We start from the raw sequence: 25720 nt of genomic DNA on the forward strand, positions 1-25720 counted from the left end.
CCTTTTAGTCCGCAATCACGAAGTTAATCTTGGTGTCGGGCGGCAAATAATCGCCATGCTTCGGCGAAGTCTCGATCACCGTACCAGGCGCACGGCCTTCTTCGTCTTTCTTGCGCTTGATTTTTCCGACTTTAAAGCCGAGAGTTTCAAGTTTAATATAAACGTTATCAATCTGCTCGCCGCTAAAGTCCGGCAGAACTGTTTTACCCTGGGTAGCGCCAGCCGAAATCACGACCTTCACCGTGTCGCCAATGCGGACCTTTTCGCCGGCCACAGGAATCGTGCGAATCACGACACCGCGGGGAATGCTCTGGTGAGCGCCCTTCACGATAGCGCCTTGCACAAGGCCAGCGCGAGCAAGCGAGATAGAAGCCTGTTTCTGGCTCTTGCCGCGCAGATCAGGAATTTCCACTTCGCGAAGTCCCAAGCTCCTGGTAAGTTTGACCGTGCGGCCAAGCTTTGCTGTACGGCCAGCGGCAGGCATCTGCACAAGGACCATGCCGGCCGGAATCTGCGCGCTGTAGCGGCCTTCTTCAAGCCATTCGTACTTGAATCCGGCATCTTCCAAAGCCTTCTGGGCGGCATCTTCGCTCATGCCTTCCAAATTCGGGACTTCGCCTGTAGAGGCAAAATGGCCCGAAAAAATCGGCATGACAAGTTTGTCCACAAAGAACGCCAACAGGACCAGTAATACAATCCAGACGCAAAGAGCCTTCACTACAGGCGCCTTTTTAGCCCAGGACAAAACTTTATTCAAAACAGACTTTACTTTATCCATAACTAATTCTGAATTCCGAAATCCGAACTCCGAATTCACCTACCCTTTAGTAGCTTTCTCCTGCAAAGCGGTTTCATCGAAAATGACAATGTCTTTTCCGGTCATGGCGATGGCGTTTGCCTTTACAAGCATCGAGCAAATGCGACTCACCGTTTCGCGAGTGGTACCCGACATGTCTGCCAACTGCTGCTGAGTCGGACGGTTGTGAATCACCGTCACCATCTGGCCGTTGTCCGTATGAATACGCATGCCGCGTTCTTCCATCAAATTCAGGAGAGTGCCTGCCACGCGGCCACTTACGGACATAGTCGACAAGGAACCGATCTGTTTGTTCGCCTTACGCAGTCTCTTGCTCATTTCGGACAAAAGAGACATCGCAATTTCAGGAGTCTGGCGAATCAACGTCAAGAACGGTTCGCGGTGAATGATCATCAGCTGCGCATCGGTGACGGTGCGCACCGAGGCGGACCTCGGTTCGCCGTCGATGAGCGACATTTCACCAAAGAAGTCACCGCGTTCCAAGAAACTGAGGATCGTCTCGCGCCCATCGACGCCGGTCATATAGACCTGCACCGTCCCAGACGCAATCAGGTACAGCGCCTTCATCGAGCAGTCGCCTTCGAGCACCACCGTTTCGTCGCGGTTGAAGTCCTGGACAACAACCAAATTGGCAAGCAAGCCAAGTTGTTCTTCCGTCAATTCAGAGAAAAGGTCAACCCCTTTCAAGAGTCCACATACATTGTTGTCCATTTCTTCTTTCTCCTTCGGTTAGATTCCTAGTCCAAATCTACGATGATGCTCTGGTCACGCTTTGCACCGATCGAAATCATGCCGATCTTCACACCCACGAGTTCCGCCATGCGGTTCAGGTACTTGCGGGCATTTTCCGGCAATTCTTCGAGCTTGCGGCACTTGGTGGTATCGCACTTCCAGCCCGGCATTTCTTCGTAGACCGGCACGCAACGGCCAACCTTCGAAAGCTGGTTCGGGAAGTTTTCGATCTTTTCACCGTCGCATTCGTAGTGAGTACAAATCTTGATGGTATCGAAGGTATCAAGCACGTCCAGCTTGGTAATAGCCAAGTGAGTGAGGCCGTTCACCACGGCAGCCTTGCGGACCACCGGAGCATCGAACCAACCGCAGCGGCGGTTGCGGCCCGTGGTTGCACCGTATTCGTTACCAATCTTACGGAGCGTGTCGCCCGTTTCGTCCAGAAGTTCAGTCGGGAAGGGGCCGTTACCCACGCGGGTCGTGTAAGCCTTCACCACGCCCACAACCTGGTCAATCGCCGTGGGGCCAATGCCAGCACCGCAGCTTGCGTAACCTGCAACCGTGTTGCTGGAGGTCACGAACGGGTAAGTTCCCTGGTCCACGTCGAGGATGGTACCCTGGGCGCCTTCGAACACCAAGCGCTTGCCGGCCTTCACGGCGGCATAAAGCATAGCGCTCACGTCGCGCACGAACGGCTTGATTTTCTGGCCGAGTTCGAGGTAGTCCTTGATGACCTGTTCCGGATCAATTTCGGGAACATCGTACATCACCTTGAATTCTTCGTTGTGGACCTTGGCCATCGCTTCGACACGGGGGCGCAGTTCGCGTTCGTCCATGAGGTCGCCTACGCGGACACCAATACGGTTCACCTTGTCGCTGTAGCAGGGGCCGATGCCACGGCCCGTAGTACCGATAGCACCCTTGCCAGCCTTCTTTTCCTTGGCCTTGTCGAGGGTAGAGTGGTACGGGAGCACCACGTGTGCGTTGTCGGCAATGAACAAACGGCCTTCCGGGTTAATTCCCTTGGTATGCAAGTCGGCGATTTCGGCGAGCGTCTGCACCGGGTCAAGCACCACGCCGTTACCGATCACACAAATCTTGTCATCATGCATAATGCCCGAGGGAATCAGGTGGAACACAAACTTCTTGTCACCCACCTCTACGGTATGGCCAGCGTTTGCGCCGCCCTGGAAACGCACGATGTAGTCTGCGTCCAGAGTCAGAAAATCAACAACCTTGGCCTTGCCTTCGTCACCCCATTGGGAACCGATTACAACACGATTTGCCATATATCCTTCGTTTTTCTTTCTAGTTAAACACGAAAATAAGCTACCCAGGGAATTTCCCTGAGCCCTTTTTCGCCATAAAGATAAAAAAATGGCATGTTTTTAGGATGCCGTTGTCTAGGTAAATGCCCCAAAAAAGAAAAAAATGGCATTGTTGGTGCGTATCAGCCCTTAATCACTGCACTCGGACACAGCGTATTCCGAACAGACGACATCAGCGAGAAGCGTATCATCCGTCCGTCGCATACATTCGTCATACATCGAGCTCTCGCACGGGTCCGAAGACGAATGGCTGCATGCACACAGAATAAGCAAAAGGAGACTTGCAACAAGTCCCCTTTTTATAGCACGTTTAGAACAAATTAATCGCACAACAACCTAATTGTTACGGCACTTCCACAGAATCCAGAATCTTCTGCACCACGGTTTCGGCAGAAACTTCTTCCGCTTCGGCCTCGTAGCTCAGGATAATGCGGTGGCGGAGCACTTCCATGGCGACGGCCTTCACGTCTTCGGGCGTCACGTAGGCACGGCCTTGGATAAACGCATGGGCCTTCGAAGCCTGGGCAAGGCCGATGGATGCACGCGGAGAGGCGCCCACTTCCACAAAGCCCACCAGATCGCTACGCTTGATGCTGCCCGGATCGCGGGTCGCAAGCACCAAGTTCACGATGTATTCGCGCACGCGTTCATCGACGTACACCTGCTTCACCAGCTGGCGGGCGGCGAGGATATCTTCCTTCGTGGCGACGGCCTGCGGCTGGCGGAGCCCCGCACCGGCGACGGCGTCAAGAATCTTCATTTCGTCGGCCTTGTTCGGGTAGCTGACCTTCACCTTCAACAGGAAACGGTCCACCTGGGCTTCGGGCAGCGGATATGTACCTTCCTGCTCGATGGGGTTCTGCGTGGCAAGCACCAGGAACGGCTCGTCCAGCTTGAACGTCTCGTCACCGATGGTGATATGGCGTTCCTGCATGGCTTCGAGGAGGGCGCTCTGCACCTTCGAGGGAGCACGGTTGATTTCATCGGCCAGCACCAGGTTCGTAAACAGCGGGCCCTTGCGGGTTTCGAACTTCGCTTCCTTCGCGTTGTAAATCGTGGTACCCAGCAAGTCGGCAGGGAGCAGGTCGGGCGTGAACTGGATGCGCTTGAAATCCAGCGACACGGCATCGGCAAAAGCCTTCACCGCAGTCGTCTTGGCAAGGCCCGGAAGACCTTCCAGCAGCACGTGACCGTCGGCCAAGATACCCGTCAGAATGCTTTCCACCAGAGCCTTCTGGCCAATCACCGTCCCTTCCACTTCACGCAGCAAGTTCATGCAAAAAGCACTCTGCTGCCTCACCTTTTCCGAAAGTTCCTGAATATCCATTTAGTTAACCTCTTCTGTTTTCGCGATTTAAGATACAAAATTCCACGAAAAAAGGCAAATGGAGTTATAAAAAGGGGAGATGTCTCCCCCAAGTTACCAAAAATGAAATCCTAGACCGACATAAAACGTATGCGCAATATCTTTTTTTCCCGTTTCTGCCAGCTCTCCATATTTCATCATGTATTTTGCTTTTAGCGAAATATAAGCAGCACCGCCAAGTTTAGTATCAGGATACTTTTCGAGCCAGGGACGAAATTCAATCTGCATTCCTGCCACATAAGGGTCCCACAAACCAACAAACGGAACAATCTTTAAATGTTTCATTTCAAACAAATCAAAACCAAAAATAAATATCCACCCTTCATCATTAAGTTTTTCATCCGTATCAAAAGTCGGTACGAACAAGAACCTCTGAAATTGAATAGGGATTCCGATTTCATAACCACTATTCGTAATCCAACCTTCGATACCCAAACCGCCCGTATATAATTTTTTCCTGTAATAATTCAGGAACTCCAAGTAATCTTCCAATATTTTTTCAAATCGATTCTGTTCATATTTCGCCCATGACAAATGCTTTGAATCCGGAAAACGCTGCTCAAATTCCTTGAGCGATACTATTAATTTTTTTATGCGTTCCGGATCCACTCCCGCCCTATAATAAAAAGCATCATATACACGACGATCATAGATCAACCGGCCAAAAGTTGAATTGGTTAACGAGTCTCCCTTATACCTATTTGCCAATTCATAAACGAATTTTCTTTTTTCATGGTCCCATGTTTGATAATGCATCACATGGAACTTATTTTCTATTTCATAAAAGGGTCTCATTCTCAGCAGAATTTCGTACAAGCTTTTTTGTTCATTATCAATATTAAACAAAACAATTTCTTTAAGTTTCTTTTCCACGACACTAGAATCATCTAAATTCATATTCGTATCGAGATAATCCTGCAAAGAATCAGTAGCAAATGAGTATTGCACCTTTTGTCCGCACTTTTCATACATTTCCACCCACAAATCAACAGCAAGGTCATAGCGTTCAATCAACAAATAGATTTGGAGCATTTCCAGATTATCTATTGCAAATTCATCCGGAGCCCGTTCTTTTATATAGTTGATAATTGAAATGACATCATCTTTTTTATTGTTTTTTAATGATTCAAGTAAAGCGCTTCGATACGTCTTGAATTGAGATACGGATTCCGCAGAATACGAAATTTTCTGGCCTGCAAAAAGCCACACGTTCAAAAAGAGGATTATCCCAATAAGAAATTTCATACACTTTAATATAATTTCTTACATGAAAAACCTAGATTCATCCCATCAGCCAATTTGCAGGCTTTATCAAATAAAATAGAGCCAAACAATGTCAAAACAGTTAAATACACACATAAAACATTGATTTTTACGTGATTTTTATGTATATTTAACATGTATTTCACCCATCCCAAAGAGGGCACAATGGCAAATCTGACGATTACACTGGACGACGACGACAAAAAGGGCATCGCCGATTTTTGCGAAAAGGTGGGAATGACCATCTCGGGGCTATACAACGTATTTACCAAGCAGGTTCTACGCGAAGGAAGAATCCCTTTTGAAATTTCCATCAACCGTCCGAATCGGGAAACTATCAAGGCGATGGAAGAGTCAGATGAAATTTACGCGAAATACCAGAAGAACCCCTCGAAGATGAAGACGTATACGGTCAACGAAGCCATTCGGGAGATGAAATCTTGGTAGAGAAAGGACCTAGATACAAAATCCTATGGACATCACAATACAAGAAAGATGTCAAGCGAGCAAAGAAACGGAATTACGATATGGAGGAATTATACGCCGTTGTTTCAAAGCTCGCAAATGACGACCCTCTTGAAGACAAGTATCGGGATCATGCTCTTGGAGGAAATTGGTCCGGGCATAGAGAACTTCACATCAAGCCGGATTGGCTCTTGGTTTACCGTAAACAAGACGTTGTATTGATATTGGAACTTGTCCGCACAGGAACGCACTCGGACCTGTTTGACAAATAAAATCAAACCGCGGCCGGCGCTCACCCCGTTGATAAGCACATCCGTCGGAACCTATTTCTTCTTCGCTTTCGCGGCGGGCAGTTCCGGCAACATCGCATCGAGCAGGCGAACCAGCAAATCGCCGTCTTCAATTTGCTCGTTGGTCACACGGAGCATGGGCTTTGCACCTTCGTAGGGCAACTGCTTCTTTGCGCCGGGGAGCATCGCCAAGGCCGCGGGCACAGGCTTTACCAGCAAGCGATCATCGTAAATTCCACCGAAGATTTTCCCGTCAGCGTACAAGATGTACTCGCCCATCATCTTGCGGGTCGTCACGCGGAAACCACCTTCAAGCAGCTTTCCGTTGAACTGTTCCAAAACGTGATCACGAAACTTCTCTGAACTCGGCATGGATTCCTCAATAGATTGCTTCGGCCCCTTGTTTGGGCCTCGCAATGACGTCTTCCCACAATATAAAAAATTAATTTGTATATTCTCCTCATGTCCAATTATCTATTCCTCATCCTCGCCATTGTCGCAGAAGCCGCTGGCACCAAAAAGCACCGAAAAGGTGGTAAAACACCACCTTTTCACAAAAAAAAAGCACAGATTAAGCATAAAATTCACATTAAAAGGTGGTATAATACCACCTTTTAAGCAAATTTTGTTATATTTAGGGTATGAAGCGCCCAAATCTCGAAAAAAACCTTGCCGAATGGCAGGCAATGCAGCCCCTTAGCGAGCACGACCAATTTCGCCTGAGCCGTCGTTTTTCGGTGGATTTCAACTACAACAGCAACCATATCGAGGGCAATACGTTAACGTACGGACAAACGGAACTGCTGCTCTTTTTTGGCAAGGTGGAAGGTATCGCGAAGGTTAGGGATTGCGAAGAGATGAAGGCCAGCGAAGTTTGTCTTAAAATGACTTCAGAAAAATCGCAGGACACACTCTCACCATTAACCCAAAATTTCATCCGCCAATTGCACAGGACGCTGATTCGAGAAGATTATCAAGTCCATTACACTCTTCCCGACGGGAACCACTCAGCATATACAATTCATGCGGGGCAATACAAAACGCGCCCGAACAGCGTCATTACACGTTATGGGGATATTTTCACCTACGCATCCCCAGAAGAAACTCCTGCCTTAATGGCTGACCTTGTAGATTGGTACAACGAAACGGAATCGTCAAAATCAATAAATCCTGTCGATCTCGCCGCTTTGTTCCATTACCGTTATATCCGCATTCACCCCTTTGAAGATGGAAACGGACGAATTGCACGATTACTCGTCAACTACATTCTAGCCAGGCACGGCTACCCGATGATGGTGGTCCGTAGCCGCAAGAAAAACGAATACCTTGACGCTCTACACCAATCCGATTTGGAAGTCGGCGACGCCCCTTCTGATGGAGCACAAGCGACTCTTCGACAAATCAGGGCGTTCAAGAATTCTTTCAAGAAAATTTATGCCGAAGAAATCGCATACAACATAGGCTTTGTTCAGGAGCATTCACCCGATGTTTGGTGGTACGATGGGGAACGGATAACATTCCGCAGCGAGAACTCGACAAGAATTCTCGAAAGCTTATTGGATAACCCATCCATTACATACCGAGAACTACAACAAAAAATCGGGATCAACATGTCAGCCATTCAAAAACAGTTAAAAAATATGACCGACAAGGGGTATATCCTGCGGTCGGAAAACGAATGGCGAGTGATTATCGTTCCTTCTACGTAGAACAAACACCCCTAAAAACATGGTCACGAAACTTCTCTGAACTCGTCCTGATTATTTCAGGCGTTGCCGTACTGAATCTATTTTCGAAAATGGATCTCCACTAGGATATTCTATTCGATAGGTTCTATCTGTGGTCTTATCCTGCAGGGGGAGATAACCATTTCGGCGAATCGACCATGATCATTTTGCTGAGCGAGTACCCTTCCAGCCAGCTTTCGGGAATGGAGTCCGTTTCAAAGGGTTCTACGGATACTGAGTCGGGCAGGTTCAGGTACTTATGTATTAACGAGTCGGAAACACTTACGAAATAAATTTTCACGAATGATACAAACAAAGCACCAAATGATACAAGGCGAAAGCCCCCCCCCCTCGCACAGATTAATTTATTTTCAATAGAAAATCACCTTAAAAAAGTTATATTTAACAGAGAAAAGGAGGAAATATGAAAATTCTCGCTTTGGTGTCACTCGTCGTATCCACAATCACATTTGCCGCTCCGCAGTACCCGTTTCCCCAGAACAAACAGTATGCATACGGGCATATCTTCAACCCCGACCTGAAAAAGACGGAAACCGCCATCCGCCAAAAGTTCGATGACTGGCGCAAAAAATGGGTGACCGAGAATGTCATGGTCGATGGCGTTCCGACCGCATACATTAAAATGTCTGATTCCAAAATTTTCCGAATTTCTTCTAAAGACATTGCATACGGTATGTTGGTTTCGGTTTATATGGCCGATGCGTCCAACGACGCCCAATCGCTATTCAACCAATTCATGAACTTCTACCGTTGCTTCGCCCTCGAGAACAAAGAACCGAAAACCTGCAAAAGCCCTTTCTTCAAAATTATGGCAGGCGAGGTTTCCGAAAATGATTCCAGTTTAGTTCGTTTTATGGGCGTGTCCAACCCCATTGCCGACATGGATGCCGCTCTTGCACTTCTCTTGGCCGACAAGCAGTGGGGTTCCGAAGGTGCAGAAAAATACGCGACCTATGCAGAAACGCTATTGCAGGACATCTACAACAATGATGTAGATGCCAGCGAAAAGACACATATCAAGGCTTATTCGGACTATGATCCCGCATTTAACCCTAGTTATTCCGCCTTTGCCAACTTTAAATTTTTTGCTGAATCTGGAGCGGCACTCAAGGATGCATGGAATACATTGGCAAAGAATACCGCTGCAGAACTCGTCCTCTGTCAGGATTCCGCAACAGGACTCGTTCCGCTCTGGTGTGATTATAGCACGCATAAACCGGTGAAGGTTATGGATGATTATTCTTATGAAGAAGATCCTGGTTTCAATTATGACGCTTTATTGGTCCCATGGAGAATGGCTTCGGCGTATTATTGGTACGGCGACGAAAACGCCAAGAAAGTTAATGATAAACTTGCCAAGTGGTTGTCATCTGCATCGTATGGACATGCTAGCTATATCAAAACCTATTATAAATTGGATGGATCAAACTCGATTTACGGCAAGAAGGATGTCGCAGAAGCTAGCGGTGTCGGTCTAGCATTTAGTTCTACAGACAAGTACGATCCCTATTTGGAGACGGTCTACGAATCACTGATGAACCTGAATTCCAAAACGGCAAGAACGGAGACGGAACGTATTTTGGAACTGTTACTCTTGACCGGAAACATGCCGGACTTGACACATATGGAAAATACGAAAAACATCGTAACCGCATCGGTTATGCGTCAGCCACAAATGCCCAAAGGCACGCAGGATTCTACGCTCAAGGTTTCCGGTTTCGGAAACTGGGTTACCAAATCGAACGGCTTTAACAAAATCACCATCTTCCCCGATTCCACCAAGAAACCGCTCTTTGCCGATAACGGAAAGGCTTTTGTCAAAGCCGAAATGCGTGCGGAGTCTAGCGTAGGCAAGGATTGCACAGGAGCAGATTGTTACGTCTTTAGCGGACTCGCTCTTTATCTGGACGACAAGTACCAAGACCTGAGCGATGTAGATACCATCCGCATGACACTCAAGACGCAAGGCGTAATCGAAGTTTCTGCACTTTGCTACGGCAAAAACGAAGATGGGCTCGGGATTCCCTGTTGGAAAGGGGGCCCCATTAACCCCAGCGAAAATTTTACAACCTTAAGCTTCTGGATCGACAACCATGAAATAGAAAAAGAAACCATGGGCAAAGTCAAGGGCTTTGCTTTCGAACCCATGATGACTCCGGGCGGCTACGCCTCTATCGAAATCCAGGACATCAAGTTCTTAACCCAAGACGGCAAACTTGCCAAGCTTTATAACGTTCTTGGAATCGACACGACGCAGCAGCCGGTAATACTCGCCACCTTGAAAACAAGCAAGCCCGCCATCCATGTCGCAGGCCGCACCATCAGCATCCAAAACAGCATGGTTGCAAAGACGCAACTTTTCGACATGCAGGGCCGCCTGCTTCTTGAAAAGACAATCCGTCCGAACGACTTCATAAACGTACCCTGCTCAGGCTCTTATATTTTGCGCTTGAACAACCAGGTAATACCGATAAAGGTTCACGAATAATTCGCGCGCTATTCTAGCGCTAATCTTCTTCCTCGGAAATGCCCATGAGCGTCATGGCGCCTTTCCAGGTTTCACGATTCTCGAATCCATCGCGCTTGCCGCCGCCGTAGCGGGCGTGTGCGAATTCTTCTACAAGGGTTTCCCAGCCTTCGAGTTTGCCATCTTTTACAAGCGTATCGAGGTTGACCGCGGAGGCGGCCATTCCGAATTTATCGGCCACGTATTCCTTGCAGATGCTTTCGAGCTCCAGGAGCCATTCGCGACTGTCGGCCGTATTCACGCGCTGTTTGAGCACCAGCATTTGTTCGCGCAGGGCGTTTTCTGCGGCGTTTTTCGCCGCAACGGCCTCTCGCACGGCAGCACGGCGTTTCACGCGCCACAGGCCCGCTAAAAGCACGCAAACAGCCACAATAAGCCCCACACCAAGCGGAAGCGGGTTAAAAGGCTCATTCACACGCACATCGACGCTTTCGCTGCGCAAATCGAGCGGTTGCCCCATTTGCGTCGGAATTTCAAACCGCATCGCCGGAATATGCAAGTCGCCCGTATCGGCAGCCAAAATCTTGTAGGTAAACGTAATCGAGGCGACTTCCTTGCCGTCTTTCACCGACCGCGCCGATTCCTGCGACATGCCCACCTGTGTCAGGCCCTTCGCATTCGCCGAGCCCGTCGGCACCACCAAAAGCGCACTCCCTTGCACGCCCCATGAAACAGTCACCGGAAATTCAAACGTGTCGCCCACGGTCACCGCGGGCATTCCACCCTGCGGCCCTGCCGAAATCGAAATCCCGAGCTGTTCCGGCGTCGGCATTTCGATCTCCGGCGCTGCGACAACGCTATCGCCAGCACCAGCAGACTGTACCGAATCCGCCGCCACACTTTCCACATTCAAAGAATCGTTTTCCATACATGTAGAATATACAAAAAGAAGCCCTTGACGTTTAGTCAAGGGCTTCTTATGCCGATGAGGGGACGCTGGCTTACGCCAATGCAATCTTATAACCGTCCCCGAATCTCTATTTAAAACGGTCTTACAAAGGCTCCGTTCAGCAAGGCGCTATACATTCCAAGCAAAATATCGGTAAAGTAGCTGCTACCGCTGTTGCTCGGGACCTTCGCGTTGACCAAGGCCGTGCAAGACTCAAGCCAAGCCGGGTTGTTGCCAAGGCCAGTTGCGCACCAAGCCGAAAGCCAATGGGCCGGAACTGTCGAAGTATTAGCATCTTTCTTGGCCGGATCCCACGAGTAGTTGATTGCAAGAGCCGCACTGGAAGGGTCGCCACCGGATTTTCCGACAATAAAGGTATTCAGCGTGGTCAGCACACTGAGAGCACGCGGATCCTGGAACCAGTAGTAGTCCCACGCAATACGCCACGGAATACGCACCGATTCCTTGTTGAACGTCCAGTAAGTATTATCGGCAGAACCATTGGCCGGCTTTGCAGCAGCGCCAGCGGCATCGCTCCAGTCAGGGAACACGCCGGTACCCGCAGCCTGCACCGTAGCCATGTAGTTATACATGGCATCAAGCACGCCAGCCCAGTTGTGGTTCGGGTCAACCATGGCGAACAAGCGGAGCGCCACCGGAGAGAAGTAACTCAAGTTGTAGACAATCGGGCCCGTGGAGCCGTCCCACATGGGAGTGTCGCCCGACAAGAGCAGCAGGCTTGTCTTGTTGACTTCGTGATCCCAAATAGCGCCAATGATATTCAAGGCATCGGCAAGGTATGCCTGGTTCAGCGTCTTGTAGTACATCAACACCAACGAAGTCGCGATATCCAAGTCGGCATCTGTCGCGCTGGAATTGTCGATTTCGTTATAGTGGAAACTGAACGTAATCCACGGAGTCAAATAAACCGGAACTGTCGATGTAGAATTGTACGCACGATAAGCCCTGGAGTAATTCCACAAGCGAATGAATGCATCTTCATCACCGTTGAAGTAGGTCAACAACATGCCGTAACCCGTACCTTCAGACACCGTGCAACCACGGGCCTTCATGCCAGGAACAGTAGAGTTCTTGTCTTGGCATTGCTTGGCATAATAGCCCGTAGTCTGGGAAGACCAAATGACACGACCCGCAGGCAGAAATTCAGGGAGGAAGATGTCCGCATAGTCTTGGGCAATGTCAGCATAATAAACAGATTCTTCTTCAAACGTGACAAAGTGGAAAGGCTTCCAAGCCTGGTAAACCGTTGCCGGATAAGCCGTATTGGCGGTAGAGGCAAGAGCCACCGTCGGAGTCCACGGAGCCGTCGGATCAACAACCACCGGCGGCGGCGTCGGATCGGTCGGAGTCACAGTCGGATTCGTGCTGGGATCCGTCGGATTCACAGACGGATTCGTGGAGGGGTCTGTCGGAATCAAAGAAGGGGCGGTCGAAGGATCTACAACCGGATTAGCAGGAGCTGCCGACGAATCATCGCCACAAGCCATTAAACCAAATGCCGCACTTAAAACCAGAGGGGCAAACATCGGAGCTAAAAGTTTTTTAATCTGCATAATAGCCTCATTTATAGTTTTGAGTTAAATATATATTTTATTCCCCCTATACGGAAAAATAACCCTCAAAAATTATAATAGGTATGGTCTAAATCACAATTTCGTATACAATTAGAAAAGGCCGCGCTATGCGCGACCTTTTCTTAAGATTTTACCGAAGTAAGATTACTTCAGCATGATCTGCTGAGAGAGACCCGCAGCGCGAACCATGTAGACACCAGCCTGGAGCTTGGAGAGGTCCATGGTCTTCACGGAGGAAGCAGCCATCACGACCTGGCCCTGGAGGTTCACGATTTCAGCCTTGGCAACAGTCTTGCCGAAGGAGAGGGTGCGGCCAGAGAGCTGAGCCTTGAGAGAGCCAGCGATAGCCTTGGCGCGGATAGCGTTTTCACCCGGAACCGTAGTAACGCAGCCACCACCATTAGCACCGATAGACATGATGTTGAAGCTACCAGAGGTACCATCCTTAGCCTGGATCTTGAACTTCAAAGCAACGAGCTTAGCGGCAGCTTCTTCACCGGTAATCTTGCCGTCGCCCCAGCCAGCCTGCTTAAAGCCGGACCAAGCGAATTCCTTCACGGTACCGGCAGTAGACTTAGCGAGAGTCACAAACGGGTTATCGTAGCCGATAACCTTGTCTTCTGCGTCGCCGAGACCCATTTCGAGGGTTGCGCCCACGTCAACGGAGTAACCGATGCAAACACCGCCCATAGCGGTAGCGTCAGCAGCGACCATCACGTCAGAATCAGCGTCCGTGCTACCGGCAACGTTAAAGCCGATACCAACGAACGGGTCATAAGTCAAGGTACCCTTGCTCAACTTGAAAGTACCGCAAACACCGGCGCAGTGGTCGATAATCGGGTCGAGTGCATCCTTAGACCATTCAGTACCCTTCGGAACCGGCCAAGTAACAGTGGAAGCACCACCATCGGCATCGTCACCGTAGTTGAACCAGTAACCGGACTTTTCGCCACCGGCGTCGAGTTCGGTGTTGACCTGGTAGACCATAGAGTCACCAATCCAAGTTTCGAAGCCGAAAGACATCGAAGCTGCGGCCAGGAAGGCAGAAGCAGTAAGAATTTTCTTGTTCATAATTCTCTCTCTTTTTTTAATGTGATAGCTCAAAATGAGCGGTTTGCCCCTTAATATATCTTTTTTTTCGCCCCCTTGTCAAAGATTTTTTCTCATTTTACGGCATTTGTTAACTAGGCTTGCAATAAACGCCTAATTTTCGCGAAAAACGCAAACAAGTCTACAAAAATTTACAAGAACCCCCTAAATTCGTTCAAATTCCAAATGTTAGCTACATCACACTTGGCACATGCTCAACTTTTTTATTTCTTTCATAAAAGTGCCAAAAAGAGAAAAAAACTTATTTTTACCGCTATGCCTAAAAAGACTCTACATAATATGCTTGCTGCAGCATCTATCGCCACGCTCCTTGCAACGCAGGCTTTTGCAGCACCTCAATACCCATTCCCCCAGCAAATGACATATAAGTACGGCAACACCGCAACGTATGTCGACCCAAACGTCATCCAGACTCATTTCAACGACTGGAAAAGTGCCTGGTACGAAGACATGGGCAACGGAACCGCACGAATCATCAGTCCCAACGACAGTACCGAAATGTCGGTGTCCGAAGGTATTGCCTACGGCATGATGATTATGGTCTACATGTCGAGCACCCAAGCCGACCACCAAAGCGAATTCGACAAACTGTGGGCCTACTGGAAAAAGTACGCCGGCGGTTCTGCCGCGGGCATGAACTGGCATGTGAACAACAAGAACGGAAACGCCGACAACGGTTCAGCTTCTGACGCAGACATCGATGCCGCATTCGCCTTGATCATGGCCTCCAAGCAGTGGAACAACACCACCTACTTGAACGACGCCAAGACCCTTATCAGCTGGATGAAATCCAAGGACATGGAAAGCGACGGTCGCGTCAAGGCCGGCAGCAATTGGAACCCGGCATTGAACCCCAGCTACGTGATTCCCGCCGCATTCAAGCTCTTTGCCGACGTCACCGGAGATTCCTTCTGGGAAACCGCCGTCAGCACAAACCTCAAACACCTTTCGCAGTGCCAGAATGCAACCTCGGGCCTGATGCCCGACTGGTGCGATTGGAGCAGCCACAAGGCCGCCGACAATACGGGAGCCGCCGTTTCGGGCGGCAAGGGCGGATTCTTCGATGACGCCGCACGCACCCCCTGGCGCATGGCCATGGCCTACAACTGGTACGGAATCAAGGAAGCAAAGCAGGTAAACGACAAGATTGTCCCGTGGCTCGAAAAATCGACTTACGGCGACGCCAATATGATTTGGCCGGGCTACTCTCTTGACGGAGCAAGCTGCCCCTACGCCTTCTTTACCACATCTACCTATGTCGGGGGCCTCGGACTCGCCATGGGTTCGGCAGACGACCCCAAGAATTACCTGGAATCCGTCTACACGGTTCTTGCAAACTCCGAAGGCGCTAAGAAGGCCGGCGCCTACAAGGGCGAAAAGTACTACCCCGCCACGCTCAATATTCTGTACATGCTCTCCATGAGCGGCAACATGCCCAACCTATACGACATGACGGGGCTTACCAAGTACACCCTGACCAAGACCCGCATGCCAACCGCCCCGAACGCCACCTTGATGCCGGTCAATTCCGGCGCAGCCGTATGGGGTTACGAAAACTGGGGCACCTACGCCGACAAGTACGGCGTCACGGTCATGGTTCCCGATTCCGGCAGCTCGGGCGTTTACAAGATGGCCGATGGCAGATACATCGTGAGCGCCGAAATGCGAATCGCCTCCGAACCCACCTACGAAGCCGGTGCCGACTTGATTTACCCCTTTGCAGGGGTCGCCCTTTCTTTCGACAAGCAGGACGGTTACTACGACCTCTCCGACCTTGCCGCCATCAGGCTCACCTACACGAGCCAGGGCGTTATCCGCTTGGCCATTTTGGACCAGCAGACCATCATTGACCAAAACGAAGGGGGCGAACCCGGGTTCTTCTTGCACCCGTCAGCCGAAGGCACGACCGTGAACATCGGTGTCACCGAAAACGATTTCGGTTATAGCTACGAAGACTACCTGAAAGACAAGTTTGTAACGCCCTCCTGGGTAAGCGGCGGCGGAAACGACCGCGATATGGTCATGAAGGCTGTCCGCGGACTCAAATTCGAGCCCAAAATGAGCAAGGGCGGCTTCGGTGCCATCACCATTTACGCCCTCGAGCTCCTGGACGCCCAGGGTCAGGTGATTACCCGCCTTACGAACGGGAATTTCGACGCCATTAGCCCCAAACGTGCCGTAAACGCCCAAAATGCCCAAATTCAGGGCAAAAACATCGTTTTCAGCAATATGCCAGGCAACGCCAAGCTCGAAATCTTCGACATGAACGGCAACAAAATCGCCTCGACGGGCCTCCAGAAGTCCGGTTCCCTGGCTATTGACCAGCTTGTTCACGCCAAGGGCAACTACATCGCCCAAATCAAGGGCGAAGGCATCCAAAAAAGTCTCCGTATTCGCAGGTAAACATTATTTTAAGGGTTAATAGCCCCAATTTCTCCGTAATTAAGGTATCTTTAACATCGATGGGAAAAAGTATGGGAATCTATAAGGGAAAACTCATGAAAGCTACAAAATTACTCCCCTGCCTGCTCGCCTTCGCAGCCATTCCTGCAATGGCCGCTGCAGCAAATGCAACCCCAAAACGTATTGGCCCCGTAAGCTACTACGGAGCACTTCACACCAGTGGTGGTAAAATCATCGGTTCCAAGAACAACGAAGAAGCCGTGATCCGCGGCATGAGCCTTTTCTGGTCCGACGCTACAGGTATACCCTACTACAACAAGAACGTCATTAGCTGGGCAGCCGAAAACCTGCCCATGGACGTTTTCCGTTTCGCCATGGGTATTAACTATTACGACAGCAATGGCGGTACTAGCAATGCCCTCGACAAGAGTTATTCCTATGCGGGCGCACCCGAAGGATACATGACCACGATCGACCAAATGGTGGAAGCCGCTATCGAAAACGACATCTACATCATTCTCGACTGGCACAGCCACCGCGCCGACAGCGAACAAAGCATCGCCAAGGATTTCTTCAAGAAGATGGCGGAAAAGTACAAAGACGTTCCTAACGTCATTTACGAAATCTTTAACGAACCCGTGAACCAGGGCTGGAGCCAGATCCAGAGCTATGCCAATGCCGTTATCCCCGGTATTCGCGCAAGCACCGAAAACCTGGTGCTGGTCGGCACCCCGAGCTGGTCTCAGATGACCCAGTACGGTGGCGTCAGCGGCACGAACGTGGGCTACGTGCTCCACTTCTATGCAGGCACCCATGGTGTCGGAACCTACGGTGGACGCGCTACCCAGGCCAAGAGCTCCGGTAACGCCGTGTTCATTACCGAATGGGGCACCACCAATGCCGACGGTGCTGGCAGCCCGAGCAGCGGCAGCACCCAGGAATGGATGAGCTTCATGGACCAGAACAACATCAGTAACTGTAACTGGAGTCTGCGCGCTGTCGGTAGCCAATACGCAACCGATGGCAAGAAAGAAACTTCAGCCATATTCGATGGAGGCTCCGACGGAGATTTAAACACTATCGGCAAGCTCAATAGCGCAAGCTACAGTGCATCCGGCAAGTTGGTCCAGCCGTACCTTGCAAAGCACAAACGCGACTGGGCGAGCATGCTTGCCAAAACCCTGAAGAGCGGGTCCTGCTCCTTTAACGCTACGACGGTCAAGGAATCCGAATCTAGCGTCGCAAGCGCCTTCAAGTCCGGTTGTACTTACTCGTCCAGCAACGAAGGCGTCGTGACCTCTACCGGCGATGTCAAGAGCGCTGGTTACGTCATCATGACCGCTAACGACGGTTCGCAATCCGTGGTGCAGGTGACGGCTATTCCCAAGCAGACTATTCCGAACTTCCAGGATCTGTCTTGCAACTACAGTGGTACCTGCAACGTCAACCGCGCAATCTCTTACTCGAAGAAAGACGACAAGACCCTCAAGGAATGGATTCTGACAACGGAAACCAAGACTCTTGAAGGATCCACCTTCACCATCACCTCTCTCAACCCTGAAATCGTCACGGTCAAGAAGGCCTCCTGCGTTTCTTCTTCCTGCTCTAACACACAGAGCGGCAAGCAGGTCACCATGTTCGAGTTCAAGGGCTTCGGTACGGCAAAGATTGTCGGAACCGCTCCGGCAGCCACCGGTTTTGGCGCTCTGAACGACACCATCACGGTGACCTTCACCAAGGCTACCAACAAGATGACCAACAACTTCAAGAACACTACGCTCGCCTTCGGAGCAAGCGCACCCAAGTTGGTCCCGGACACCACGATGTACCACACCAAGGTTACCTACACCTTCAACGGCAAGGAGTCCTCTCCTTACGTGACCAAGAGTGGTAACGGCCTTACCGCCGGCAACCAGAACGCTATCGTGCGCATTACCGCCAACGCCCCAGAAGCAGACAACTACCAGGAATTCCACCAGAGCATTACGGTAATCGTGGGCGACAGCTCTCAGGCTGTGAACAAGGACGAATACTACAGCTCTGAACCGGTCGTCGTTCCGCCGGATACTGGCGTTGGCATTCTCAAGACGAACAAGGTCCTGCCTCTGCACGCCACTATCGCCAAGTCCATGCTGAGCGTAGGCTCTCGCGATGCTGGCGACATCAACGTGGACGTATTCTCGGTGACGGGCCAGAAGGTTCTCTCCAAGACCATGCGCAACAACGCAACGATGTCTCTCGCCAATGTCCCGACCGGTTCCTACCTGATCGTGATTACCCAGGACATCAAGCAGCTGAACGTCAAGTGGAACAAGGCTGAATAATCCAGTTCCCGCGAACTAAAGCACAGTACATTTTAAATACAGGCTAAGCAATTAGCCTGTATTTTTTTTGCCCTCATTTTTACGCACATTGTATTGCTGCATACAGCAAGCGCATATTGCCTAAACGCATATTGCCGGCAACCATACTGTGCCATGACAGTCTGCAATTATAGCAGGCGCAACGCAACAAACAACACGAAGCCCTAACCATTCACTCATAGACGGCGATTGCAGGCGATTTATGACAAGGGTTCTTGCCCACGCAACACATCGAATAAGCAGCGTAGCGCAGGCATATACCAGAAGAACGACGTGTTGCCAAGAAGATTACTGTACCCGGCTACTACCGCATAAAAAAAGACCCCGCTTCGAGCGAGGTCCTAAAGAACTTTCCCAGCGAACTAAGGATTACTTCTTCTTAGCCTTGTAGTTGACTTCGGGGCGGAGCTGCAAGCCGATGGTCACGAGGAGCGAGACGATCGGTTCGTGATGGTCTTGGGAGAGGTCATAGACCGCAACACCGGCCATGCCTTCGCTCTTGACCTGTTCGGCCACTGCCTTCACAGAAGGGATGCCCATGAACACGATGGTTTCTGCATCGCTCACGGCCACTTCGGACTTGGAAGAAGCATCGAAGGTCACCTTGTATTCCGGAGAATCAAACTTGCCCATGAGTTCGGCGTAGGACACATAACCTTCGTTACCGCTACCCGTACCCTGGTGAGAAGTTCCGAGGCCCTTGGCACCGCTCCAAGTCTTGCCATAAAGGAAGATTACCGGCACGAGCAAGTCGCCGTTCACGCCGGCGCCCTTCACTGCATCCAAGGTTTCTTCGACAGATTTAGCACTCTGGTTCGGGACCACGGAGGAATTGTCTTCGGTCATCTGGTCGGCCATGAACACGTCCACGTAAGCGAGGCGGTTCAGAGCGTCTGCCTTGTAGGCATCCATGCCGGCAGCCGGATAAATCACGGCGGTCACCGTAGAGCCCGAAAGGCCATCGACCAAGGCATTCAGCAACTTGGCGTAATCTTCGGCATCTTCTGCCGTAAGGTTCTGCCAGTCCACTTCCACGCCGTCGCCGCCGTTTGCAGAAAGCCAGCTAGAGACATTCGAAACGAAAGTCGGCAAAAGTTCTTCGGAAGAAGCGATAGCCTTCAAGTTGCCTTCGTTTTCGATACCACCCACGGAGACAATCAACTTCACGTTGTTGTCTTTGGACATCTGCACAAGCGTCTTGAAGTTTTCGGCGTCGTTTTCGTCAGCAAAGGCGACCGAGCCGTCTTCACCGGCTGCGAGGCCGACATAGTGAATGTCGGTCACAAAGTTGTAGCGGATATCCTTCGGATAGAACTGAGAATACTGGCTCCAGTAAGGGTAGAATCCAACCACCTTGTCGGCGGCAGCCTGGGCAGTAACCGCAGCTCCAAGAGCAAAAGTCAAAAGAATCGATTTAATGTTCATAATTTCACCTCGCCCTAGTTAATTTCACGGATCTGACCATTGTCGTCGCAGTAAAGCTTGGTTGCCGGATAAACCTCGGTTTTCACCGGGTTGGCCTTTTCAGCTTCGGTACAGGCGCGATAAGCCCAGCCATGAGCCTTACCGAACATGACGTACTGGTAAGAAATGGCGAACGTATCGATAGCAACACTCTGCAGCATCGTCAAGTCGTCGTCAACACCGTAGAAGTTCAACTGGTTCAAAACCTTCATGTGTGCGGTGGAAATCGCACCTGCAGTCGGCACCGAGATGGTGTCCATCTTCAAGGTATCCGTTTCAGCCTTGGTACCCTTTTTATTGAAGCTCATCTTTTCGGTGATTTCAATATCCACAGTATCAGAGCAAGCGGTCTTGTCACATGTCTTGTAGCCATGAACTGCAGTAATGGTCGTGCCATCTTCTGCATAGTCGATCTTACCGGTTACAGCACCCTTCTTTACGCCAAAGTAAACAAGGGTTACAACAGGGGCCGCAGCGTCGGTAGAGTCGTCAATCGCAAGTATCAAGGTGTCCCTTTTCGTTTCGCTTGCGAAAACGGAATCCTTAGTGCCACCGGCCCAGTCCTTTTCCCAGTCAGCTTCGGTAAAGCCGCCAAGCTGGGTAGAGACCATGATCGTGTGGAGCATTTCCGTATTGTCGGCATACTTGGCAACGTCAGCTTCCTTTGTAGAATCAAAAACAGCCTGAGTGCCATTTGCCTTGGCGGCATCGGCAAGTTTCGAATTGTAGCTTGCCACAAAATCCTTAATCTGGACACGGACCAATTCAGGGTGCAGCTGAATGTAAGCAGCATCGCTGAAATCTGCGGGGAAGTTTCCGGCCAAGGCCTCTTCGTCGTCAACATCCATAGAGGAGCAGCCGATAAGAGCAGAGGCAACCGCAGCAGAGAATAAAAGCTTAAAATTTTTCATTGCACACCTCTTAGAAGTTCACCGTCACGTCGGCGATGATAACGTTCTTGTCGATAGAAAGTTCTTGATTAGCAGGAGCGCCGGTAGCAAGGTCGATTGTTTGGAACGTCACCTTGTCCGTCAGCAAACCGTACTGGACAGAAAGGTAGGAGTTCGGAGCGATCTTGACTCGAGGACCAGCCAGGAGCAAGGATTCTTCGGCCTTGTTGATTAAGGCGGAACCGGACACCGGGTAAGCGATGCCGAATTCGCGAGTAGACATCTGGTAACCGGCAAGGAGAGCGAGAGGACCAACGACATCTACGTTCAAGCCGGCCATGATGCGGTCGTTCTTACGCTGGAAACCCTTGTCTTCTTCGCTGTGGTCGTAGGAGCCCTGGACCTTGATTTTGCGATCGAGACCCGCAATGCGGCCGACATCCACGCCGAGGCCTGCGCCATAACGCGTGTACTTGATTTCTTCGACATCGGAAGAGACCGTCGAAATCATGCCGAAGATCGCATTCAGTTCAACTGCGCTGTTCCAGTTGAGGTCGACATTGACATTCAAACCCTTGCGGTCGGGAGTTGCAACACCCATAGGCAGGGACATGTCATTTGCCGGATCCATCAGGAACAAGGCCTTGTTCTGGTCAGCAAGTTCAAGACGCTTCAGGACATCGGCATTGTAGCCGTTGCGATAGAAGTGGGCGCTCTTGTAGTTGTTGAACAGGCGAGAGTACATGTTGTTGGATTCCGCATCGTCGGTCAAGGCGTTCTTGGAATAAGACGTCATGAGGTTCGTTGCGTTGAGCGGATTGGAATTGTACACGGCCAGGTACATGTTTTCGAGGCTAGCCATGCCGAATTCATCAACCAGGCTAGTGTAGTTGGCGTCCTTGAACAGGGCATTAGCGTTCAGCACCGAGGTGCCGCCACGGTATACCGGGCTAGAAGCCATTTCGCTCCAGAACTTTTCATCGTTCTGCAAGTACATCACCTTGATGGAACCTTCGATACCAGCAATATCCAGGTTCACGAACGGTTCCACATAGAAGGCCATTCCGTCGTCCTTGAAAATTTCTTCTTCATGGACTTCTTCCTGCTTGGTGCTTTCAGAAACCTTGATGTAAATGAAGGACGTATCCATCGGGTTCGTGATAGCCGGATCCATCTTGCTGGTGAATTCGGTAAGAGCGTATTCCTGCTTCTTGTAGTCCCTGACGTAGTCGCGGTCAACGCTCCACCAGCTCTTGGCAAGTTCGCCGTTCAAGCCGAAGGAAACCGGAAGATTTGAAAGCAGTTCCTTGGAATCAAAACCGATTTCAGCAGAAACCACTGCGTTGTCTTCGTAGTACACGGTGTCGGACTTAGCGATAGCGCGGGAGCGACGGCTCTTTTCGCGGTCAAACACATCGGTGTAGTTCACGCCCAAGTGTGCGCCAAAGGCGTCGGCACCGAGACGCAGGCCGTAGAAGTAGCGGTCAGAGAAATCGAAGTCGAAGAACACCTGGTCATACTTCTTGGCAGTGTTGCGCATACGGGCGCCCGTTGCCTGAGCATGAATATCGCTGAAGGGGCCGACATTGCCGCTATGGAAGTCGGCGTTCAAGCCCTGCATCAGGCGGTTGCTCGTGGTATCGAGGTTACGCATGGCCAAAGCTTCGACTCGCTTCTGGGCAAAGATTTCGGGTTCCTGGAGCAGTTTCTGCTGCGGAGTGTACAAGGTGTAGGGAGTAAAGCCTACGCGCATGTAACCCAGGTTGAAATCCAGGTGCTTGTTCAAGATAGAGCCATCGTAGCTGAACCAGTGGCCAATCACCGGATTGTTGTTTTCGTCAAAAGCGTTCTGCCAATCCTTGTGCAGGCGGAGTTCCAAGTGGATCTGGGTTTCAGAGCTCGGGCGTGCCGTGAGCACCAGGTTAGCGTCTGTATAAGCCTGGTTTTCCTGAGTCGGAGAATCATCGCTGAACTGGTCGGACTTGGCCATGGAGGTAAGGCCTCCTGCCTTGATGTTTCCGTTGAGTTTAAGTCCCAAAACTGCGGCGTTCAGAGAGTCAAGCTTCTGCAGCAAAGAAGTCTGCTGGGCTTCCACGCTCTCGCCTTCGGCAAAGGCCGTTGCAGCAGAGAAGAGGATTGCGGAAGTAAGACCGAAAGCGGAAATTTTCTTATTGAACATCATACTTACACCCTCCCATTAAAATTCCACGTTAATGGAGGCTTCAAGGAGCATCTGCGAGAATTCATGCTTGAACATTCCAGTCGCATCCTTCTTTACATCGTAATAATCCGGCAGGTTCGGGGAGCCGTCGACGGCGCCGGCGACAAGGAGACCGGTATTGTATTCGTTTTCGACATTGATCATACCAAAGTTCACGGCGAGCCATGCGTTAGGAGCAATGTTGTAGTCGAGGCCGACCATCCACTGCATCTGCATACCCTTCAGCAAGGGAGCATTCTGCGTAATCGCATTAGACGTATTCGTGTATTCCGTATTGATCATCTGCACGCCGAGATTCACGCCGAGACGCGGCAGGTACTGCACGTAGAGGCCGCCGTTGATGAAGTCGGACTTTACTTCGGACTTCAGCTCAGCTGCGCCAAGCGCTGCCATGAAATCGGTTTCCAAGGAACGTTCGGAATGCTTGTAGGAACCGGAGATTTCAAGCGGCTTCGTGAAACCAATCATCTTGAAGATGTCGACCTTGGCGCCGCCGCCGAATTCCATGTAGTTTGCAGCCTTGTAGCTGATGGTCGAAACGTTGCCCATATGGTCGTCTTTCACAACCTTCAGGCCCTTGACCTGGTTGAACATGCTGAACATACCCTGGACTTCGGCAAAGTCCTTGAAATTGCCGGTCAAGGTAGCACGGGCACCCATGCGGTTCGGAGTAGCAAGGCCGTTAGGCAAGGCAAGCTGGAGAGCCGGGTCATAGAGCGTTTCCATCAAAGCGAGCTGGTTGCGCGTGAAGACGTTGGTCGTCCAGGAATTCTTGTTGTAGTTAGCGATGCTGTAGCTTTCGACATCGGAACCGGCAAATGCGTTATCGTCGGTACCGAGAGTCGTTGCCACCGGGCTGAACTTCGGGTCGAAATTATAGAGAGCGTCAAAGGAAGAATACAGCGGAGAGTTCACGCCGAACTTGACCGTCTGACCGTCCTTATCGGAGTTCTGGATGCGTTGGGCAAAGAATCGCGGAGACTGAGCGAGGTTATTGAACCAGTTGCTGTCGTTCATCACGAAGTCGACACCAAGGCGGGCACCGAAGGTTTCGTTCTTGTAGCCCACGTTCGCATTGACCAAGAGAGCCGTACCGCTCAGGTCTTCGGTATGGAAGCTGTCGAGAGCGACATAAGGTTTTTCATCTTCGTTCAAGGCGAGTCCGACCAGGTTACCCATTTCGTCGTACTGGAGAGCGTAAGAAGAGTCGGCCGTATAAACCTTGTCGTTGGACATCGCGAATTCGCCAGTCACATCGAGAATCAGGTTGTTGTTCCCCATAAGCGAGGCCACGTCGGCACCCAAGCGACCGCTTACGACCAAAGTCTTCTGCGGGTTGAGTTCGTAGGGGTTGATCGATTCGCGTTCATACGGGTTCGTGTAGTTATTTTTCGGATGACGGTAAGTGTAGGAATAGCTGTCTTCGTTATCGAAGATGTACATGGGAGTCACACCCACGTAGACATTGCGATTGACAGGCAGGAGTTCGAAGTTACCGGCCAAGAGGAACTTGTCCATGTTGGCTGCCTGGGAGGCGCCCCAGACATGTTCGTTAGGCATGATGTTGCCTTCGGCACCGCCGAGGTCCAAGACCGCGGTACGGTTGATACGGGCGAACAAACCTTCGGCACGGACCTGACCAAGGGCAGAACCGAGATCCTTACGGAACTGGAGGTTGACACCCTGCAGGTTACGCTGGTTGCCTTCGATCATCTGTTCGTGTTCGGCCATGTAACGCTTGCGGGCAAAGATCTGCGGTTCGTACATGATATCGAGGCTCGGCAAGAACAACGTCAGCGGAGAGTACTGCTGGCGGAAATCACCGACGACCCAGTAGAAGGAATCATCCAGATTGCCTTCGACATTGAGCCATGCGACCGAGACGGTCTTTGCGGCAGAAGCGAAGTATTCCTGCATGCCGGCGCCCAGGCGTACCATTGCGTTTGCACGCACATTTTCCCAGGGGCGGAAACCGAAGTTAATGTCAGCAGTCACGAATTCGTCTTTTTCGACACTCGGCATGTGGTTGAGACCCGAATAATCGTTGTCGGTTTCGAACCTGGACGACTGGGCAACCGCGCGAATGGCACCGGTGATTTCAAGACCGCGCTTGGCGTTGATGGAATCTACCTTGCTCTCGAGCAATTCCTGATTTTCTACAGCCGTAGCTGCAGAAGCGGCCATGGAGGCGGCAAGAATGGCGGCAAAAGTCTTTTTCATATTCATAATCTTTTTCATGTTCTGCACCC

19 protein-coding genes are annotated in these 25720 nt (G+C 50.8%); 6 read left to right on the forward strand and 13 right to left on the reverse strand.

Features of this window, described 5'->3' with window-relative positions; all coding sequences use genetic code 11:
• Window positions 1-4: 4 nt before the first annotated feature.
• From B7988_RS10590 to B7988_RS10610, 5 genes are all read right to left on the reverse strand, one after another.
• Window positions 5-778 (reverse strand): PASTA domain-containing protein, encoded by a 774-nt coding sequence (locus B7988_RS10590; RefSeq protein WP_088657882.1) that lies wholly within the window; start codon window positions 776-778, stop codon window positions 5-7.
• A 39-nt stretch (window positions 779-817) separates the two neighbouring features.
• The gene (locus B7988_RS10595) at window positions 818-1528 is read right to left on the reverse strand and encodes a Crp/Fnr family transcriptional regulator (protein ID WP_073055298.1); all 711 of its coding nucleotides are present in this window, start codon (window positions 1526-1528) and stop codon (window positions 818-820) included.
• Between the two features lie 26 nt (window positions 1529-1554).
• Entirely contained in the window at window positions 1555-2838 is a 1284-nt protein-coding gene (locus B7988_RS10600; RefSeq protein WP_072979041.1) for an adenylosuccinate synthase, read from the reverse strand.
• Window positions 2839-3220: 382 nt separating this feature from the next.
• On the reverse strand, window positions 3221-4204 hold the full coding sequence (locus tag B7988_RS10605) for a MoxR family ATPase (RefSeq protein ID WP_072807678.1): 984 nt from the start codon (window positions 4202-4204) through the stop codon (window positions 3221-3223).
• A gap of 93 nt (window positions 4205-4297) precedes the next feature.
• Complete coding sequence (locus tag B7988_RS10610; protein ID WP_088657883.1) at window positions 4298-5488, reverse strand: hypothetical protein; 1191 nt, start codon at window positions 5486-5488, stop codon at window positions 4298-4300.
• Window positions 5489-5671: 183 nt separating this feature from the next.
• On the opposite strand from B7988_RS10610, the gene B7988_RS10615 reads away from it, so the two are divergent.
• Together B7988_RS10615 and B7988_RS10620 are read left to right on the forward strand one after the other, a co-directional pair.
• Window positions 5672-5953 carry a type II toxin-antitoxin system RelB/DinJ family antitoxin gene (locus tag B7988_RS10615; protein WP_163453639.1) on the forward strand — a complete coding sequence of 94 codons (282 nt, stop codon included), beginning with the start codon at window positions 5672-5674 and terminating at the stop codon, window positions 5951-5953.
• Window positions 5947-6243 carry a type II toxin-antitoxin system YafQ family toxin gene (locus tag B7988_RS10620; RefSeq protein ID WP_088657885.1) on the forward strand — a complete coding sequence of 99 codons (297 nt, stop codon included), beginning with the start codon at window positions 5947-5949 and terminating at the stop codon, window positions 6241-6243. The genes B7988_RS10615 and B7988_RS10620 overlap by 7 nt, the downstream gene beginning before the upstream one ends.
• A gap of 51 nt (window positions 6244-6294) precedes the next feature.
• Here B7988_RS10620 and B7988_RS10625 read toward each other — a convergent pair whose 3' ends face one another.
• Entirely contained in the window at window positions 6295-6633 is a 339-nt protein-coding gene (locus B7988_RS10625; RefSeq protein ID WP_088657886.1) for a TfoX/Sxy family protein, read from the reverse strand.
• 269 nt (window positions 6634-6902) lie between these two features.
• Between B7988_RS10625 and B7988_RS10630 the strand changes: the two genes are divergently transcribed.
• Both B7988_RS10630 and B7988_RS10635 read left to right on the forward strand, forming a co-directional pair.
• Window positions 6903-7970 carry a Fic family protein gene (locus tag B7988_RS10630; RefSeq protein WP_088657887.1) on the forward strand — a complete coding sequence of 356 codons (1068 nt, stop codon included), beginning with the start codon at window positions 6903-6905 and terminating at the stop codon, window positions 7968-7970.
• A gap of 442 nt (window positions 7971-8412) precedes the next feature.
• Window positions 8413-10497: a hypothetical protein gene (locus B7988_RS10635; RefSeq protein WP_088657888.1), complete on the forward strand. Its 2085-nt coding sequence runs from the start codon at window positions 8413-8415 to the stop codon at window positions 10495-10497.
• A gap of 19 nt (window positions 10498-10516) precedes the next feature.
• Here B7988_RS10635 and B7988_RS10640 read toward each other — a convergent pair whose 3' ends face one another.
• The 3 genes from B7988_RS10640 to B7988_RS10650 form a co-directional block, all read right to left on the reverse strand.
• The gene (locus B7988_RS10640; RefSeq protein ID WP_088657889.1) at window positions 10517-11404 is read right to left on the reverse strand and encodes a BatD family protein; all 888 of its coding nucleotides are present in this window, start codon (window positions 11402-11404) and stop codon (window positions 10517-10519) included.
• A 113-nt stretch (window positions 11405-11517) separates the two neighbouring features.
• Window positions 11518-12999: a glycosyl hydrolase family 8 gene (locus tag B7988_RS15405; protein ID WP_088657890.1), complete on the reverse strand. Its 1482-nt coding sequence runs from the start codon at window positions 12997-12999 to the stop codon at window positions 11518-11520.
• Between the two features lie 165 nt (window positions 13000-13164).
• The gene (locus B7988_RS10650) at window positions 13165-14091 is read right to left on the reverse strand and encodes a T9SS type A sorting domain-containing protein (protein WP_088657891.1); all 927 of its coding nucleotides are present in this window, start codon (window positions 14089-14091) and stop codon (window positions 13165-13167) included.
• A gap of 318 nt (window positions 14092-14409) precedes the next feature.
• Between B7988_RS10650 and B7988_RS10655 the strand changes: the two genes are divergently transcribed.
• On the forward strand, window positions 14410-16533 hold the full coding sequence (locus B7988_RS10655) for a glycosyl hydrolase family 8 (RefSeq protein ID WP_212668316.1): 2124 nt from the start codon (window positions 14410-14412) through the stop codon (window positions 16531-16533).
• A gap of 95 nt (window positions 16534-16628) precedes the next feature.
• Window positions 16629-18857: a cellulase family glycosylhydrolase gene (locus tag B7988_RS10660; RefSeq protein ID WP_088657921.1), complete on the forward strand. Its 2229-nt coding sequence runs from the start codon at window positions 16629-16631 to the stop codon at window positions 18855-18857.
• Window positions 18858-19265: 408 nt separating this feature from the next.
• Here B7988_RS10660 and B7988_RS10665 read toward each other — a convergent pair whose 3' ends face one another.
• From B7988_RS10665 to B7988_RS10680, 4 genes are read right to left on the reverse strand one after another with little or no spacing between them, the layout of a single operon-like run.
• The gene (locus B7988_RS10665; protein WP_073319072.1) at window positions 19266-20321 is read right to left on the reverse strand and encodes a glycoside hydrolase family 18 protein; all 1056 of its coding nucleotides are present in this window, start codon (window positions 20319-20321) and stop codon (window positions 19266-19268) included.
• 14 nt (window positions 20322-20335) lie between these two features.
• On the reverse strand, window positions 20336-21271 hold the full coding sequence (locus tag B7988_RS10670; protein WP_088657893.1) for a hypothetical protein: 936 nt from the start codon (window positions 21269-21271) through the stop codon (window positions 20336-20338).
• A gap of 10 nt (window positions 21272-21281) precedes the next feature.
• Window positions 21282-23432 (reverse strand): hypothetical protein, encoded by a 2151-nt coding sequence (locus B7988_RS10675; protein ID WP_088657894.1) that lies wholly within the window; start codon window positions 23430-23432, stop codon window positions 21282-21284.
• Window positions 23433-23447: 15 nt separating this feature from the next.
• On the reverse strand, window positions 23448-25709 hold the full coding sequence (locus B7988_RS10680; protein ID WP_249268961.1) for a hypothetical protein: 2262 nt from the start codon (window positions 25707-25709) through the stop codon (window positions 23448-23450).
• Between the last annotated feature and the right edge of the window lie 11 nt (window positions 25710-25720).

Source organism: Fibrobacter sp. UWB1 (assembly GCF_002210325.1).
Taxonomy (GTDB): Bacteria; Fibrobacterota; Fibrobacteria; order Fibrobacterales; family Fibrobacteraceae; genus Fibrobacter.

Bases quoted from the DNA above. Each gene is read 5' to 3' on its own strand.
- B7988_RS10590 (WP_088657882.1), bottom strand. From the start codon at position 778: ATGGATAAAGTAAAGTCTGTTTTGAATAAAGTTTTGTCCTGGGCTAAA.
- B7988_RS10595 (WP_073055298.1), bottom strand. From the start codon at position 1,528: ATGGACAACAATGTATGTGGACTCTTGAAAGGGGTTGACCTTTTCTCT.
- B7988_RS10600 (WP_072979041.1), bottom strand. From the start codon at position 2,838: ATGGCAAATCGTGTTGTAATCGGTTCCCAATGGGGTGACGAAGGCAAG.
- B7988_RS10605 (WP_072807678.1), bottom strand. From the start codon at position 4,204: ATGGATATTCAGGAACTTTCGGAAAAGGTGAGGCAGCAGAGTGCTTTT.
- B7988_RS10610 (WP_088657883.1), bottom strand. From the start codon at position 5,488: ATGAAATTTCTTATTGGGATAATCCTCTTTTTGAACGTGTGGCTTTTT.
- B7988_RS10615 (WP_163453639.1), top strand. From the start codon at position 5,672: ATGGCAAATCTGACGATTACACTGGACGACGACGACAAAAAGGGCATC.
- B7988_RS10625 (WP_088657886.1), bottom strand. From the start codon at position 6,633: ATGCCGAGTTCAGAGAAGTTTCGTGATCACGTTTTGGAACAGTTCAAC.
- B7988_RS10630 (WP_088657887.1), top strand. From the start codon at position 6,903: ATGAAGCGCCCAAATCTCGAAAAAAACCTTGCCGAATGGCAGGCAATG.
- B7988_RS10635 (WP_088657888.1), top strand. From the start codon at position 8,413: ATGAAAATTCTCGCTTTGGTGTCACTCGTCGTATCCACAATCACATTT.
- B7988_RS10640 (WP_088657889.1), bottom strand. From the start codon at position 11,404: ATGGAAAACGATTCTTTGAATGTGGAAAGTGTGGCGGCGGATTCGGTA.
- B7988_RS15405 (WP_088657890.1), bottom strand. From the start codon at position 12,999: ATGCAGATTAAAAAACTTTTAGCTCCGATGTTTGCCCCTCTGGTTTTA.
- B7988_RS10650 (WP_088657891.1), bottom strand. From the start codon at position 14,091: ATGAACAAGAAAATTCTTACTGCTTCTGCCTTCCTGGCCGCAGCTTCG.
- B7988_RS10655 (WP_212668316.1), top strand. From the start codon at position 14,410: ATGCTTGCTGCAGCATCTATCGCCACGCTCCTTGCAACGCAGGCTTTT.
- B7988_RS10660 (WP_088657921.1), top strand. From the start codon at position 16,629: ATGAAAGCTACAAAATTACTCCCCTGCCTGCTCGCCTTCGCAGCCATT.
- B7988_RS10665 (WP_073319072.1), bottom strand. From the start codon at position 20,321: ATGAACATTAAATCGATTCTTTTGACTTTTGCTCTTGGAGCTGCGGTT.
- B7988_RS10670 (WP_088657893.1), bottom strand. From the start codon at position 21,271: ATGAAAAATTTTAAGCTTTTATTCTCTGCTGCGGTTGCCTCTGCTCTT.
- B7988_RS10675 (WP_088657894.1), bottom strand. From the start codon at position 23,432: ATGATGTTCAATAAGAAAATTTCCGCTTTCGGTCTTACTTCCGCAATC.
- B7988_RS10680 (WP_249268961.1), bottom strand. From the start codon at position 25,709: ATGAAAAAGATTATGAATATGAAAAAGACTTTTGCCGCCATTCTTGCC.